The following is a 14,084-nucleotide window of genomic DNA, read 5'->3' on the forward strand; positions in this document are numbered from 1 at the left end:
TCATGCTGTCCCCCGAAACCCCCATCCTGCTGCTCACCACCGGCGGCACGATCGACAAGGTCTATTTCGACGCCCTGTCCGACTATCAGGTCGGCGAGACGGTGATGGCCAAGCTGTTGCAGGTGGCACGGGTCAAGCGGCCCTTCCGCATCGAGGAAATCACCCGCAAGGACAGCCTGGAACTGGACGACACGGATCGTGCGCTGATCGCCGCCCGCGTTGCCGCTGCGCGCGAGAAGCATATCGTCATCACCCATGGCACCGACACCATGACCGAGACGGCCAAGCTGTTGCAGGATATTCCCGGCAAGACCGTCGTGCTGGTCGGTGCGCTGGCCCCGGCGCGCTTTGGCGAGAGTGATGCGAGCTTCAACCTCGGCATGGCCTTTGCCACCGCGCAGGTCGCCGAGCCGGGCGTCTATATCACCATGAGCGGATCGGTGTTCCGCGCCGACAAGGTGGTCAAGGACCGCGCCAAGGGCGCCTTCGTCCCGACCGGCGACTAAGGCGGGCCAGCGGGGCGGCTGAAACCTTTGCCCGCTCTCCGGCATTGTTGCCCCCACGGGGTGACAAAGAGGAGAGACTTTATGGCAGATTATCAGGAACGCCCGGCGCCCACGACGACCATCATCGAAAAGCGCAGCGGCGGCGGTGGCACGACCATCGCGATCCTGTTGCTGGTCGTGGTGGTGGCGGTTGCCGCCTTCTTCCTGATCAGCAGCCAGACCCGCAAGGATGATGCCGTGTCGAGCGCGGCGAGCCAGGTCGGTCAGGCCGCGAGCGATGTCGGCGACGCCGCCAAGGATGCCGCCGACAGCGTGAAGGGCAATTGATCCAAAGGGCCGGCTTCCACGGCGGAGCCGGCCCTTTTTCAGACCATGATCTTGTCGAGCGCGGCGCAGAAGGCCTGCATGTCGGCCATCGAGCCAACGGTGACGCGCGACATGGTGGGCCAGGGCGCCCAGTTGCGGCCGATGCCGACACCCGCCGCCAGGAACTGGGCCTGCACGCCGGCCGCCGGCTTGCCCCAGTCGACCATGAACATGTTGGCATCCGACGGGATGAACTTGACCCCGCGCTTGGTGAGATGGGCGAAGGTGAAGTCGCGCGCCGCGATCATCTCGGCCCGGCGCTGCTCGATCAGCGCCTTCTGCGTCAGCGCCACGGTGCCGCACACGACCGAGGGCAGGGGCAGGTTGGTCGACATGCGCTTGCCGTCATAGCGCATCATCCTGGCATGCAGGTCCGGCCGCGCGATGGTGGCGCCCAGCCGCATGCCGGCCATGCCGAACAGCTTGGAGAAGGTGCGCAGCACGATCACGTCCTTGCCCTGCGCGACCAGCGGCGCGGCCGACTGGCCGTGCGAGAAATGGAGATAGGCTTCGTCCACCAGGACGATCGATCCGGCCGGCTTGTTCGCGACCAGCCATTCGATGTCGGCCACCGGCGTCAGCGTGCCGGTGGGGTTGTTGGGCGAGCAGATATAATAGAGGCCGGCGTCCGGATTGGCGGCCAGCATCGCCTTCACGTCGTGGCGATAATCGGGCGTCAACGGCACCTTGGTCACCTTGGCGCCGGCCCATTCCGCCGTGCCCCAGGGCTGTTCATAGCTGACATCGGCGGTCACCAGCCCCTTTTGCGGCGAGCAGAAGGCGACGACGATGCGCGAGAGCGGGTCGCTGGACCCCGGCCAGGGCAGGACATGGTCGACCGGCACGCCCTCGATGGTCGCGAGCGTCTTCTTGAAGTCGGTGACTTCGGTGCCGGGGTGATAGAAATTGGCATGGGAGACGATCTTCGCCGCGGCGGCCTGGGCGACGGGGAAGGGGCCGGTCCAGCATTCGTTGGAGCCGATCCGCACCTTGGGGAAATTGCCTTCTTCCGGGCCGTCATTGCGCTGCGCCCAGACCGGGGTGCCGGCGGTGGCGACCGCCACGCCGGCGCCCAGCACGCCCAATATGCGGGCGGCGTCGCGGCGCGAATAGCCGCGCTGGATCAGATCCTGCTGCGCGTCATTCTGGTCGTTCATGGCTATTCCCCTATGCGTCCTGAAGAACGGTTCGGGGGAGTCAACGGACGAGGGCGGGATTCCCGCAATGGCCTTGCCGTAACGAAGAAGGGCGCCCCTTGGGAGGGCGCCCTTCGTCATGTTTCAGCCTGTTCGGGCGAAGGGATCAGCCTTCGACCTTGGCATATTTCGGCGCGGCCTCATTGAGGATGCGCAGGATCTTCTGCAGCGCGGTGGGTTCGTCGGTCTCTTCCATCGCGGCGAGTTCGCGGGCGAGGCGGCTGGAAGCGGCCTCGAAGATCTGGCGCTCGGAATAGCTCTGTTCGGGCTGGTCGTCGGCCCGGAACAGGTCGCGGGTCACTTCGGCGATCGACACCAAGTCGCCCGAATTGATCTTCGCTTCATATTCCTGGGCGCGGCGCGACCACATGGTGCGCTTGACCTTGGGCTTGCCCTTCAGGGTTTCCATCGACTCCTCCAGCGTCTTGTTGGAGGACAGCTTGCGCATGCCGACGCCTTCGGCCTTGTTGGTGGGAACGCGCAGCGTCATGCGCTCCTTTTCGAAACGGAGCACATACAGCTCCAGCTCCATGCCCGCGATCTGCTCCTTTTGGAGTTCGATCACACGGCCCACGCCGTGCTTGGGGTAAACGACATAATCACCAACGTCAAAGGACAGCGCCTTGGCAGCCATTTGAAACCTTTCTATTCAACCGGGGAACGGGCCGTCGCGGGGCAGGTGCAGCAGGGGCACGAGTCGGGGAAAGTCCGCGGCGTCACCGTCAAGACATGATGCGAATACTCCAGGACGAACGCGACCATGTTCGTCCGCTGGGCGCTATTTAGCAGATTCGTAACAAAATTGCCACCCCCGGACACAAAGTCTGGGGGTGCGGCACAAAATGGGACGCTGCGCCTTGATGGCGCAGGATAATATCGATCAGCTGCCCTCGCCGGGTTCGGGCGAGAAGAACTGTTCCAGCTTGTTCTCTACGCCGCTCATCGCGTCGGCGTCAGCCGGGGCCTCGCCCTTGACCGTGATGTTGGGCCATTCGGCCGAATATTTGGTGTTGAGCTCCAGCCACTTTTCGAGGCCGTTCTCGGTATCGGGCAGGATTGCCTCGGCCGGGCATTCCGGTTCGCACACGCCGCAGTCGATGCACTCATTGGGATTGATGACCAGCATGTTCTCGCCCTCGTAGAAACAGTCCACGGGGCAGACCTCGACGCAATCCATATATTTGCAGCGGATGCAGTTGTCGGTCACGACATAGGTCATTGTCAGGGCACTCTTTGGGTTGCGACAGCGGCGGCCCTGCTATGCTTAGGTGCGCCGAAGGTCAATGAGGATAATGTTGACGGGCGCGTAGGGGCGGTTTTGTGCTGTCGGCAGCGCAGATGGTCGGTCGGGCCGCCCGTTCGAGCGGCCCGAGCCATCGTCAGTTGCGCACGTCGGATTCGGTGACGGGCGAGATCTTGATTTCGACGCGGCGGTTGGCGGCCTTGCCTTCCTCGGTCGCGTTGGACGCGATCGGCTGGGTTTCGCCAAAGCCGCGCGTGGCGATGCGCGCCGACTGGACGCCATGGCTGGTCAAATAGCCGGCGACCGACTGGGCACGGCGTTCCGACAGCGTCTGGTTATAGGCGTCCGACCCGTCGCTGTCGGTGTGGCCATAAACGTCGATATAGGTCTTGGGATATTGCGACAGGATCGAGGATACCTCGTCCAGCGTGGGGCGGAACTGCGGCTGGACGCTGGCGTCGTTGAAGGCGAAGGTGATGCCCGAGGGCATGCGCAGCAGCAGGTCGTCGCCCTGGCGGATCACGTCGACGCCGCTGCCGGCGGTCTGCTGGCGCAGCTTGCGTTCCTGTTCGTCCATATAGGAGCCGATGCCGGCGCCCGCGATCGCGCCGATGCCGGCGCCCAGGATCTTTTCGGTGCGGTCATGCCGGCCGCCGACCAGATCGCCCAGCAGATAGCCACCCAGTGCGCCGCCAATGCCGCCGATCGCCGCCTTCGACATGCGCTTCTGCCCGGTTTCCGGGTCGGTGGTGCAGGCCGTGGTGGTCAGCATCGCGGCCAGGCCGGCCGCCATCATGATCCGGTGCGAAATCCTCATTCTTCTATTCCCTTGTCCTTGGCATCCGCGTGGATGGATGCCTCCCTAATAACCCAGGCGATGGATTGTTCCACAAGTGAACTGAACGGGCGATGATGGGATGGTTGTGAAAACGAAAGAATAAAGGTTATAGGGGAGGGGACCACCATGGCCACGATCCCCCCTCCCGCTCCGACGCCCTTTCCCTGGGTAGACCTCATCATCATCCTGGCGCTGGTCGCGCTGAACGGCGTCTTCGCGATGTCGGAGCTGGCCATCGTGTCCGCGCGCAAGCCACGGCTGCAGGCGATGGAGAAGGCGGGCAAGCGCGGTGCCAAGTCGGCTCTGCAACTGGCGGCGGACCCCGGCAAGTTCCTGTCGACCGTCCAGATCGGCATCACCCTGATCGGCATCATTTCGGGCGCCTATTCGGGCGCCAGCCTGGGCGGGCCGACCGGCGAGCGGCTGGCGGCGCTGGGCCTGTCGCCCAATATGGCGGAAAATCTGGGCTTCGCGCTGGTCATTGGCCTGACCACCTATGCCTCGCTGATCATCGGCGAACTGGTGCCCAAGCAGTTCGCGCTGCGCCAGCCCGAGCCGATCGCCGTGCTGGTGGCGACGCCGATGCTGTATCTGGCCAAGCTGACCGCGCCGGTGGTGTGGGTGCTCGACAAGTCGAGCGGGCTGATCTTCAAGCTGCTGGGGCTGGACCGCGAATCCGAACATCATGTGACCGTCGAGGAACTGCACCTGATCGTCGCCGAGGCGAGCCGGTCGGGCATCATCGAGGAAAGCGAGCGGGCGATCATCTCCGGCGTGGTGCGGCTGGCCGACCGGCCGGTGCGCGAGGTGATGACCCAGCGCATGGATGTCGACTGGATCGACATCAACGCCGACGAGGATACGATTCGCCTGCGCCTGCTGGAAACGCCGCATACCCGCCTGCCGGTGGGGCGTGGATCGGTGGAGGACATTATCGGCATCGTCCAGGCGCGCGACATCATGACCGCTTTGTTCCGGGGCGAGGCGCTGAATATCGAGGCGCTGCTGCGCAAGGCGGAGGTCGTGCCCGACCAGGTCGACGCGATGGATGCGCTGGAAGTGCTGCGCAAGTCCGACGTGCCGATGGTGATGGTGCATGACGAATATGGGCATTTCGAGGGGATCGTGACCCCGGCCGACCTGCTGTCCGCCATCGCCGGCCATTTCGCGTCGGACCGCGACGTCTATGACGAGCCCGATCTGGTCGAGCGCGAGGATGGCAGCCTGCTGGTATCGGGGCAGATGCCGATCGACCAGCTGGCCGAGAAGATCGACATCAACCTGTCCGAGGACCGCGACTATGCGACGGTCGCGGGCCATGTGCTGTGGCTGCTGAAGCGCCTGCCGGAAGTCGGCGACTATGCCGAGGATCAGGGCTGGCGTTTCGAGATTGTCGACATGGACGGGCGCAAGATCGACAAGCTGCTGGTCGCGCAGCTCTGACCGTGGCGGCGTCGGCGCTCGATGTTGTCGATCGCCTGGCGCTGCGCCTGCTGGAAGAGAAGGACGGCCTGGCCGTGCTGGGCCTGTGCGGGGCGCAGGGCAGCGGCAAGAGCACATTGGCGCAGGCGCTGCAGGCGCGCATGGGCGCGCGGGGCGTGGCGAGCGCGATCCTGTCGATCGATGATCTGTATCTGACCAAAGCGGAGCGGGAGACGCTGGCGCAGAGCGTACATCCGCTGCTGCGGACGCGGGGCGTGCCGGGGACGCATGATGTCGCGCTGGGCTTGCGCGTGCTGGATGCGCTGGCGGCGGGGCAGGCGGCGTGCTTGCCGCGGTTCGACAAGGGGTTGGATGATCGCTTGCCCGAAAGCGCGTGGCCGGAGGCCGGGGCGGGGCTGCGGCTGCTGATGCTGGAGGGCTGGTGCGTGGGCGCGCGGGCGCAGGAGGCAGGCGTACTGGATGCCCCGGTCAACGCGCTGGAGCGGGACGAGGATGGCGACGGGCGCTGGCGGCGCTTCGTCAACGATGCGCTGGCGGGCGAGTATCAGGCGCTGTTCGGGCGGATCGATGCGCTGGCGCTGCTGGCGGCGCCGGGGTTCGACGTGGTGCAGGGCTGGCGGACGCAGCAGGAGGCGGAGCTACGGGCCGGCGGCGGCAGCGCGGTGATGAACGATGCGCAGGTCGCCCGCTTCATCCAGCATTATGAGCGGCTGACCCGGCATATATTGGACGAGATGCCGGCGCGGGCCGATCTGGTCGTGGCGCTGGATGCGGAGCGCGGGGTGACGGCGGTGCGCAGCCGATAGCTCAAGCCACCGGCCGCGCCCTTCCTGAAATTTACTGCGCCGCGTTCTCGGCCGGGGCTTCGGTCGCGTTGGCGGCATTGTCGCCGCCTTCGGCCGGGGCGGCATTGTCGGCAGCGGCCGGCGCTGCATCGGCGGCGGGCAGGGGGAGGTTGGACCCCTGCGTGTTCAGCCAGGCGATCAGGTTGGCGCGATCGGCCGGGTTGGAGAGGCCGGCAAAGGTCATCTTGGTGCCGGGGGCAAATTCACGCGGGCTTTTCAGCCAATGGTCGAGATTCTCGAAGCTCCATTCGCCGCCCTTGCTCTTGAGCGCTTCGGAGAAGGCGAAGCCGCCCTTGCCCTGGCCGATGCCTTCGCCGACCGTGGCGTAGAGATTGGGGCCGATGCCGTTGGCGCCGCCCTGGTTGACGGTGTGGCAGGCGGCGCATTTCGCGAACACCTTTTCGCCGGCCGCGACATCCGCGCTGGCGAGCAGGGTATTGAGGCCGGGGCCGCTGTCGCCGCCACCTTCGCCTTCCACCTCGACGCCCTCGATCGCATAGCCCATCTTTTCGGGCCGTTCATCGTGGAAATATTTGGAACTGACGATCGCGCCACCCAGCGCGATGATGCCTGCAAACAACGCCCACCCTGCAACGGTGTTGAATCGATCGCCCATCCGCAGATTTCCCTCGCATCTTTGTTATGGAGGCTGTCGTGCGCTCCCCCACTTAAGCACTTGCCATAATGGGGGATAGGCCGGGGTGCAACCCGCCGTGGCGCTTTTCGAGCGGTGCCGCCCCGCCGATGCTTGCGCGCGATCCCCCAACTGCCTAAGCGCGCAGGCACGCATGGAAAATTATCCCGCCCCCGCTCGCGCGCTGGTCGCCGACATGTCGCAAAAGGCCGCTGCCGATCCGGCGCGCGCCGTTGCCTATCAGGGCGCGCCCGGTGCCAATTCGCACCTGGCCGCGCTTGGCTATGCCCCCGATTGCGTGCCGCTGCCCAGCTTTGCGTTCGAGGATGCGATCGACGCCGTGCGCAATGGCCTTGCCGCCCGGGCGATCATTCCGATCGAGAACAGCCTGCACGGCCGCGTCGCCGACATGCATTTCCTGCTGCCCGAATCCGGCCTGCACATCGTCGACGAATATTTCCTGCGCATCCGCCACTGCCTGATGGCGCCCGACACGGTGCCGGTGAAGAGCGCGATCAGCCATCCGCAGGCGCTGGGCCAGTGCCGCCATTATCTGCGCGAGCGCGGCATCCAGCCGGTCGCCTATGCCGACACCGCCGGCGCCGCCGCGCTGGTGGCGGAAACGCGGGCGCCGGGCGAGGGGGCGATCGCCCCCTATCTGGCCGCCGAAATCTATGGCCTGCGCCTGATCGCCGAGAATATCGAGGATAGCGACGACAATATGACCCGCTTCCTGGTGCTGGCGCGCGAGCCCAAGGCGCCGGCGGCGGGCGTCGGCCCGGTCATGACCACCTTCCTGTTCGAGGTGAAGAATATCCCGGCCGCGCTCTACAAGGCGATGGGCGGCTTTGCGACCAATGGCGTCAACATGACCAAGCTGGAAAGCTACCAGCGCGGCGCCAGCTTTGCCGCGACCGAATTCTATTGCGATATCGAAGGCATGCCGGGTGACCCGGCGGTCGACCGCGCACTCGCCGAGCTGGAATTCCACACCAAATGGGTGCGCGTGCTGGGCAGCTACCGCCAGGCCCGCCCCCGCACCTGAGTGATGCGCCCGATAAAGGGCGGTTTTTGGGTCACGCCTGGGGCGCTCCAGGGTCATGGCGCGAAGTTCACAGTGTCGTGACGCGACGATATCGGCGTTTTGGGGCGTTTTCGCGCCTGAAACGCACCGCCGACGCGCCTGTTGGATCACATCCGGGTCATGGCGAAGCGCCATCCGGGTCACGGTGACGCGACTGTTGGGTTGCGGGGTTGGCGGCGCATGGGGTTGCGCGCGCGGGGGTGGGGGCGGCGGCGGCTCCATCGCTGAGGATAGATCAGAAATTGATGGAGTAGGAAAGCGGGGCCGGGTTTGGCCGATAGACGAATTTCCGATTTGAAGCCGGGTCGCCAGGATGGCTGATGCCGGGCGCAATCACAAAGGTCGATTATATCAGCTAATGTATGAGCAATATCTGGGCCGTCGCCCACGGATCGAGGCTGTTAAACATTCCATGCTTGGTGACGCGCAGCTTGATAGAACGTTACGCACGCCTCCTTCGGACACTGTCCGAGTTTCTCACGCTGCGGCTCAAGAACGTTGACTAAACCTTGATAATAGGCCCGCTCGCCGGCGTAGGCCTCTGCCTGCGATGTCAGCTCGAGATGGCGGCGGTAGACCCAACTCAGCGCATCGGCGACCTGAACTAGCGAAGAATGATCCGACTTGATCGCGAACGCGGTATTGATAATCTGGTCGAAACGATCCTTCGGTTTACGTTCCATCCAAACGCTCTTGCCTCGCTTCGTGCCCCGGTATTGATACAAGCCGTCATACCACTCGTTGCACTTGTAGAGGCCGTCGGAGAGGTTCGCCATTTCCTGCTTGTTGTCGTCCATTATAAAGACGGTGAGGCCCTTGGCATTCGTCACCCCTTGCATTTTCTTCTGCACCAGCGAGGAGACGAACATCGCGCTCGCGATCCAGTAGCTGTTCGCGAACGGATGGCCATGACCGGCTGCGACCGCAGCGTCGAACCGTTCGTAAGAGAGGGCAATCCCGTAGACCTTGCCGCCATTGGCGACCGCGAGTTCACATATCTCGCGTAGGAAGTCCTTGCGCTGCTGGGCGGGCACTTGATTCCAAGCGCCAGCACCGTTGATGAAGCGCTTTGTTTTGAGATCGCCGCGTGCGCCAGGATGCTGGGCGAAAATAGCCTCAAGCTTCGCATCGAAGTCTGCCGTCTTTTTGCGCAACTTGTAGGCGTCGACCATTAACCCTGACATTACGAATACGTCGCCCTGATCACGCGCCCCGCTCTCGTCAACATAGATGAACTTCATATAGCCCCCCCCCCCTCTAGCTTATTCGCCTGCCACGACTGGATTGGTATGAACCGCAAGGCGGCTGTCCGAGATAGTTTTGTCGTAACGATCAACGAAATCGACGCGTTTCTCTGTGTCGCTATTGTAGGTTTCCAGCCATTTCACTAGCGCAGCACCGTAGGCTTTGATGAGACCATAGAAGCTGAAATAGTGGATGCCATCACGCTCATGAAAGTCTTTAGTGCCCACGGAGAAGGAAATCTGACGCACCTTTTTCTTGCTGACCTCGCGCGAATTCAGGTTGGTCATGTGAAGTAGGCCATTGCGCATTTCCCATAGTTCCTTGGGGGTGATGCCAAGATGCGAAATGTCCGCATAGGTGGTCAGCCATTTCTCAAAGATGCCCTGCTTGTCGCCATATTCAATGTAGGCGATGCTATCGATGGCGCTGAGCAGCAGCTTCATCGACGAGACATACAGCTTCGCGTTGAACGTGAGTTTGATAGCGAGGAAATAATCATCATTGATAAGCTGGCTGTGAACCGCACCGGGTCTGCCGGAGGCATTGGGTTGTGAGTCACGCTGCCATATCGATGTTGGCCGCGGCAGCATAATATTGTTCTTCGGCTTCGGCAGGAGGGATGTTGCCGATGGACTCCAGCAGCCGACGATGGTTGAACCAGTCGACCCATTCGAGCGTGGCATATTCGACTGCTTCGAAGCTGCGCCATGGTCCACGCCTGTGGATCACCTCAGCCTTGTAAAGGCCATTGATCGTCTCGGCCAAAGCGTTGTCATAGCTATCGCCGACGCTGCCGACTGAGGGTTCTATCCCGGCTTCGGCGAGACGCTCGGTGTACTTGATGGAGACGTATTGCGACCCGCGATCGCTATGATGGATGAGGCCGCCCCGATGGGCCGGCCGACGATCGTGAAGCGCCTGTTCCAGAGCATCGAGCACGAAGCTGGCATGGGCCGTTCTGCTGGCCCGCCAACCTACAATCCGCCGAGCATAGGTATCGATGACGAAGGCAACGTAGACGAACCCCGCCCAGGTCGCGACGTAGGTGAAGTCCGACACCCACAGCATGTTCGGCGCTGGCGCGTAGAACTTGCGGTTGACGTGATCGAGAGGGCATGGCGCCGCCTTGTCACTGATAGTTGTGCGCACCGGCTTGCCCCGGATCACCCCTGCCAAGCCCATCTCCCGCATCAACCGCGCGACTGTGCAGCGGGCGACCGGAAAGCCTTCCCGCATCATCTGCCGCCAGACCTTGCGCACGCCGTAGACCGCGAAGTTCTCGGCGAATACGCGCGCGACCTCGGGCTTCAGGGCGACGTCCCGCTGCGCCCGCGCCGACAGGCGTGTCGGATCCTGCCGCTTTGCGACGCGCTCGTGGTAAGTGGATGGGGCGATCGGCAGGACACGGCAGATCGGCTCGACCCCATAGGCATCGCGGTGATCGTCGATGAAGGCGATCATCGCCGGAACGGGCGGTCGAGCTCCGCCTGGGCAAAATATGCCGATGCCTTGCGCAGGATCTCATTGGCCTGTCGCAGCTCGCGGACCTCGCGCTCCAGTGCCTTCATCTTGTCGGCTACCTCGGTCGGGACGCCCGCGCGCTTGCCGCTGTCGACCTCAGCCTTCTTCACCCACTCATGCAGCGTCTGCGGAACGCAGCCGATCTTCTCCGCAATCGAAACCACCGCTGCCCAGCGAGAGGGGTAATCACGTTCGTGATCGATCACCATACGCACCGCGCGCTCGCGGACTTCCGGCGCAAACTTGTTCGTTGTCTTGCTCATACAGGCTCCACCTTCTCAGGAGTTGGAGCCTCCGGCAAACCCGGGGCGGTTCAGCTGAGGTCGATGGTATTACCCTTAGTGTATTTTGTCAGCCAGTCTGACATGCTGACGCCATCGGTCATGTCCTCACGCAGATAAATATCCGGATCGCCAATAGCGCTTGAAAAGCGCACTTGCGGAATATTGTTGATGACCTGCGTGGCAACATGAAGCGGCTGTTCCCCTGCTCCAAGGGCGATGAACACTGGATCGTAGAGCCAATGGCCTTGGCCAAGGCGCATCCTTGCGTTGTATTCGTCGATGGTGAATGTTGTGTCTAATTTGAACTTCTTGGACGCATTGAGGTCCGCTTGAACTCGGCTTTGGAGGAACGTGACGGCAGCGTCATCGTCCATTTCGACTTCATGAGTAGCGTAGCGGATCGCGCTGCACACGTTGCCTTCCCACATCAGAAATATGTTGTAGATCACTTCCTTCATGCCCCACCGCTCCATTAACCGCATAAGATGGACACGATAAGCGTGAGTAGCTGATGATGGCTAGCGGGGGTGCATCACATTTCCAGCCATTCGCGCTTCCGCGCCCAAGCAGAATGCCGGCTCCTAAGATCGTCAAAATGGATGCTGAATGACCGGTGTGGGCACCAACCATCCCTCCGCTTCCGCTCCCCCGCAATCACCGCTATAGCCCCGCCATGGTCGCTGCGATCCTCTTGTCCGCGCTGGCGATGACGCTGATCGTCGGGGTGCGCTATCTGATTGCCAGTGGCGGTTTTGCGCTCGCGACGCGGGTGCGGCAGCCTGGCCTCTATCGCGGGCAGGGGCGGCAGATCGGGCGGGAGATTGGCTGGTCGCTGGCGTCTGCGGCCATCTATGGCATTCCCGCCGGGGTGGTCGCCTGGGGCTGGCAGGCGCGGGGATGGACGCGCATCTATGAGGATGTCGGCCGCTATCCGCTCTGGTATCTGCCGGTGTCGGTGCTGCTCTATCTCGCCGCGCATGACACATGGTTCTACTGGACGCACCGGTGGATGCACGCGCCCCGGCTGTTCCGCATCGCCCATGCCGTCCATCATGCCAGCCGGCCACCGACCGCTTGGGCGGCGATGAGCTTTCACCCGTGGGAGGCGCTGACCGGGGCGGTGGTGATCCCGGCTTTGGTCTTCCTGATCCCGATCCATGTCGGCGCGCTGGGCGTGGTGCTGTCGATCATGACGATCATGGGCGTGTCCAACCATATGGGGTGGGAGATGTTTCCGCGCTGGATGGTGCGCGGGCCGATCGGCCGCTGGCTGATCACCGCCAGCCATCATCAGCGGCATCATGAACAATATCGGTGCAATTATGGCCTCTATTTTCGCGTCTGGGACCGGCTGTGCGGCACCGACCGGGGGTTGGGGGATTTCGGGCGTGATTTGAGGAAGGAACAGGCGTGATCGGTCGGATGCTATTTGCGGTGGTGGCGATGGCGGGGCTGGCGGGGGCGGCGCCGCTGGACCTGGCCCAGCCGATCAGCATGACGGCCGAGGGGCTGCGATCGGCCAAGGGGCGCATCCTGATCTGCGTGGCGCGATCGGCCGATTATTTCCCCGATTGCAGCAAGGATCCCGACAAGCGCCACCTGATCGTGGCGACGACGGGCAATGCCATCCCGCTCGGCAATTTGGCGCCGGGCGACTATGCGATCGCGATCATCCATGACGAAAATGGCAATGGCAAGCTGGACACCTTTGCCGGCATTCCGCGCGAGGGGGTGGGCTTTTCGCGCAATCCGGTGCTGCGCTTTGGCGCGCCCAGCTTCCGGTCGGCCGAGTTCGCGGTGGGCGGCGCACCGGTGCGGCAGGCGATCCGGCTCAAATATTTCCTGTAAGGTGGCGCGCGCGTCACGACTTGTCCGCCAACTCTGGCAGGGGTGGGGGTGACGCCCCACATAAGGCGCTGTATGACGGCGGCGACTAACCGCATTGCAGGAGAATGAAGCGTGGCGACCCTGGGACTGAGCGAGGCCGACAAGGCGGCCGTGGAGGCGTTTCGCCAGGATGTGGTGGAGCCTTCGCGCACGAGCCTGGTGATCGTCGACTTCTGGGCCGAATGGTGCGGCCCGTGCAAGCAGCTGGCGCCGGTGATCGAGAAGGTGTGCGCCGACTATGCCAGCAAGGGCGTCAAGCTGGTGAAGGTGAATGTCGATGAAAATGGCTTCATCGCCAGTCAGTTCCGCGTCCAGTCGATCCCGACCGTCTATGCCGTGTTCCAGGGCCAGCCGGTCGCGGACCTGAGCCAGGCGCGGACCGAGGGGCAGCTGAAGCAATATCTCGACCAGCTGCTGAGCCAGTTGCCGATCGAATCGGATGAGAAGGCGCAGGCGCAGGAGATCGCGCCGCTGATCGCGATGGGCGAGGAGATGCTGGCCGGCGGCGAGGCGGAGCGCGCGCTTTCGGTGTTCCAGCAGATTGCCGACATCGCGCCGGACAATGCCGAGGTGCTGAGCGGCCTGCTGCGTGCGCTGGTGGCGCTGGGGCAGCTGGACGAGGCCGATGCGCTGCTCGCCGAATTGCCGGCCGAGATGCAGAAGGACCAGGCGATCGAGCGCGCGAAGGCGGCGCTGGCGCTGGCCCGCAATGCCAGGCCCGTGGCCGACCTGTCGGGGGTCGAGGCGCGGCTGGCGGCCGATGGTGACGATCATGAAGCGCGCTTCGAGCTGGCGACCGGGCTGATGGGCAATGGCGACCGCGATGGCGCGGCCGAGCAACTGCTGGAGATCGTGCGCCGCGACCGGGCCTGGAATGACGGCGCCGCGCGCACCCAGCTGCTGACCCTGTTCGAGGCGGTCGGGCTGGAAGATCCGTGGGTGGCGGCGCAGCGCCGCAAGCTGTCGCAGATCCTGTTTTCGTAAAGGATCGG

17 protein-coding genes and 1 other annotated feature are annotated in these 14,084 nt (G+C 63.7%); of the genes, 8 read left to right on the plus strand and 9 right to left on the minus strand.

Annotated features, from left to right (window positions below; all coding sequences use genetic code 11):
• Positions 1 to 2 precede the first annotated feature (2 nt).
• Both ACI6S0_RS02300 and ACI6S0_RS02305 read left to right on the plus strand, forming a co-directional pair.
• Positions 3 to 506 (plus strand): asparaginase domain-containing protein, encoded by a 504-nt coding sequence (locus ACI6S0_RS02300; protein WP_434404806.1) that lies wholly within the window; start codon positions 3 to 5, stop codon positions 504 to 506.
• A gap of 81 nt (positions 507 to 587) precedes the next feature.
• The gene (locus ACI6S0_RS02305; RefSeq protein ID WP_004211096.1) at positions 588 to 833 is read left to right on the plus strand and encodes a hypothetical protein; all 246 of its coding nucleotides are present in this window, start codon (positions 588 to 590) and stop codon (positions 831 to 833) included.
• Positions 834 to 871: 38 nt separating this feature from the next.
• Here the strand turns inward: ACI6S0_RS02305 and ACI6S0_RS02310 are convergent, their stop codons facing one another.
• The 4 genes from ACI6S0_RS02310 to ACI6S0_RS02325 form a co-directional block, all read right to left on the minus strand.
• Positions 872 to 2,029 carry a pyridoxal phosphate-dependent aminotransferase gene (locus tag ACI6S0_RS02310; RefSeq protein ID WP_037518079.1) on the minus strand — a complete coding sequence of 386 codons (1,158 nt, stop codon included), beginning with the start codon at positions 2,027 to 2,029 and terminating at the stop codon, positions 872 to 874.
• Positions 2,030 to 2,174: 145 nt separating this feature from the next.
• The gene (locus ACI6S0_RS02315) at positions 2,175 to 2,702 is read right to left on the minus strand and encodes a CarD family transcriptional regulator (RefSeq protein WP_004211100.1); all 528 of its coding nucleotides are present in this window, start codon (positions 2,700 to 2,702) and stop codon (positions 2,175 to 2,177) included.
• Between the two features lie 246 nt (positions 2,703 to 2,948).
• Entirely contained in the window at positions 2,949 to 3,287 is a 339-nt protein-coding gene (gene fdxA / locus ACI6S0_RS02320; protein WP_004211101.1) for a ferredoxin FdxA, read from the minus strand.
• A gap of 160 nt (positions 3,288 to 3,447) precedes the next feature.
• Positions 3,448 to 4,128, minus strand: coding sequence for an OmpA family protein (locus ACI6S0_RS02325; protein WP_026108966.1), 681 nt, complete (start codon positions 4,126 to 4,128; stop codon positions 3,448 to 3,450).
• A gap of 147 nt (positions 4,129 to 4,275) precedes the next feature.
• Between ACI6S0_RS02325 and ACI6S0_RS02330 the strand changes: the two genes are divergently transcribed.
• Positions 4,276 to 5,592, plus strand: coding sequence for a hemolysin family protein (locus tag ACI6S0_RS02330; protein ID WP_017500236.1), 1,317 nt, complete (start codon positions 4,276 to 4,278; stop codon positions 5,590 to 5,592).
• A gap of 2 nt (positions 5,593 to 5,594) precedes the next feature.
• Entirely contained in the window at positions 5,595 to 6,398 is an 804-nt protein-coding gene (locus ACI6S0_RS02335) for a kinase (protein ID WP_434404807.1), read from the plus strand.
• A gap of 31 nt (positions 6,399 to 6,429) precedes the next feature.
• Here ACI6S0_RS02335 and ACI6S0_RS02340 read toward each other — a convergent pair whose 3' ends face one another.
• The gene (locus tag ACI6S0_RS02340) at positions 6,430 to 7,053 is read right to left on the minus strand and encodes a c-type cytochrome (RefSeq protein ID WP_434404808.1); all 624 of its coding nucleotides are present in this window, start codon (positions 7,051 to 7,053) and stop codon (positions 6,430 to 6,432) included.
• Positions 7,054 to 7,225: 172 nt separating this feature from the next.
• Here ACI6S0_RS02340 and ACI6S0_RS02345 point away from each other — a divergent pair, with 172 nt between their 5' ends.
• Positions 7,226 to 8,116: a prephenate dehydratase gene (locus ACI6S0_RS02345; RefSeq protein ID WP_004211109.1), complete on the plus strand. Its 891-nt coding sequence runs from the start codon at positions 7,226 to 7,228 to the stop codon at positions 8,114 to 8,116.
• A 440-nt stretch (positions 8,117 to 8,556) separates the two neighbouring features.
• Here ACI6S0_RS02345 and ACI6S0_RS02350 read toward each other — a convergent pair whose 3' ends face one another.
• From ACI6S0_RS02350 to ACI6S0_RS02365, 4 genes are all read right to left on the minus strand, one after another.
• Entirely contained in the window at positions 8,557 to 9,396 is an 840-nt protein-coding gene (locus ACI6S0_RS02350; RefSeq protein ID WP_434404809.1) for a DUF3800 domain-containing protein, read from the minus strand.
• A gap of 21 nt (positions 9,397 to 9,417) precedes the next feature.
• Complete coding sequence (locus ACI6S0_RS02355) at positions 9,418 to 9,990, minus strand: hypothetical protein (RefSeq protein ID WP_434404810.1); 573 nt, start codon at positions 9,988 to 9,990, stop codon at positions 9,418 to 9,420.
• Positions 9,956 to 11,184, minus strand: a protein-coding gene (locus tag ACI6S0_RS02360; RefSeq protein ID WP_120249343.1) for an IS3 family transposase whose coding sequence is annotated in 2 segments (ribosomal slippage) — positions 9,956 to 10,896 and positions 10,896 to 11,184 — 1,230 coding nt in all. Because the reading frame shifts where the segments join, the coding sequence is not laid out codon by codon here. The genes ACI6S0_RS02355 and ACI6S0_RS02360 overlap by 35 nt, the downstream gene beginning before the upstream one ends.
• Positions 10,787 to 10,903, minus strand: a sequence feature (AL1L pseudoknot). (Overlaps the previous gene by 117 nt.)
• Positions 11,185 to 11,234: 50 nt before the next feature.
• Positions 11,235 to 11,663, minus strand: a complete 429-nt coding sequence (locus tag ACI6S0_RS02365; RefSeq protein WP_434404811.1) for a hypothetical protein — start codon at positions 11,661 to 11,663, stop codon at positions 11,235 to 11,237.
• 215 nt (positions 11,664 to 11,878) lie between these two features.
• Here ACI6S0_RS02365 and ACI6S0_RS02370 point away from each other — a divergent pair, with 215 nt between their 5' ends.
• The 3 genes from ACI6S0_RS02370 (at position 11,879) to ACI6S0_RS02380 (ending at position 14,076) form a co-directional block, all read left to right on the plus strand.
• Positions 11,879 to 12,619: a sterol desaturase family protein gene (locus ACI6S0_RS02370; RefSeq protein ID WP_434404813.1), complete on the plus strand. Its 741-nt coding sequence runs from the start codon at positions 11,879 to 11,881 to the stop codon at positions 12,617 to 12,619.
• Positions 12,616 to 13,053, plus strand: a complete 438-nt coding sequence (locus tag ACI6S0_RS02375; RefSeq protein ID WP_434404814.1) for a DUF2141 domain-containing protein — start codon at positions 12,616 to 12,618, stop codon at positions 13,051 to 13,053. Before ACI6S0_RS02370 ends, ACI6S0_RS02375 begins: the two co-directional genes overlap by 4 nt.
• A gap of 111 nt (positions 13,054 to 13,164) precedes the next feature.
• Positions 13,165 to 14,076, plus strand: a complete 912-nt coding sequence (locus ACI6S0_RS02380) for a tetratricopeptide repeat protein (RefSeq protein WP_434404815.1) — start codon at positions 13,165 to 13,167, stop codon at positions 14,074 to 14,076.
• Positions 14,077 to 14,084 lie beyond the last annotated feature (8 nt).

The organism is Sphingobium sp. DN12 (assembly GCF_051058005.1).
Lineage (GTDB): Bacteria > Pseudomonadota > Alphaproteobacteria > Sphingomonadales > Sphingomonadaceae > Sphingobium > Sphingobium yanoikuyae.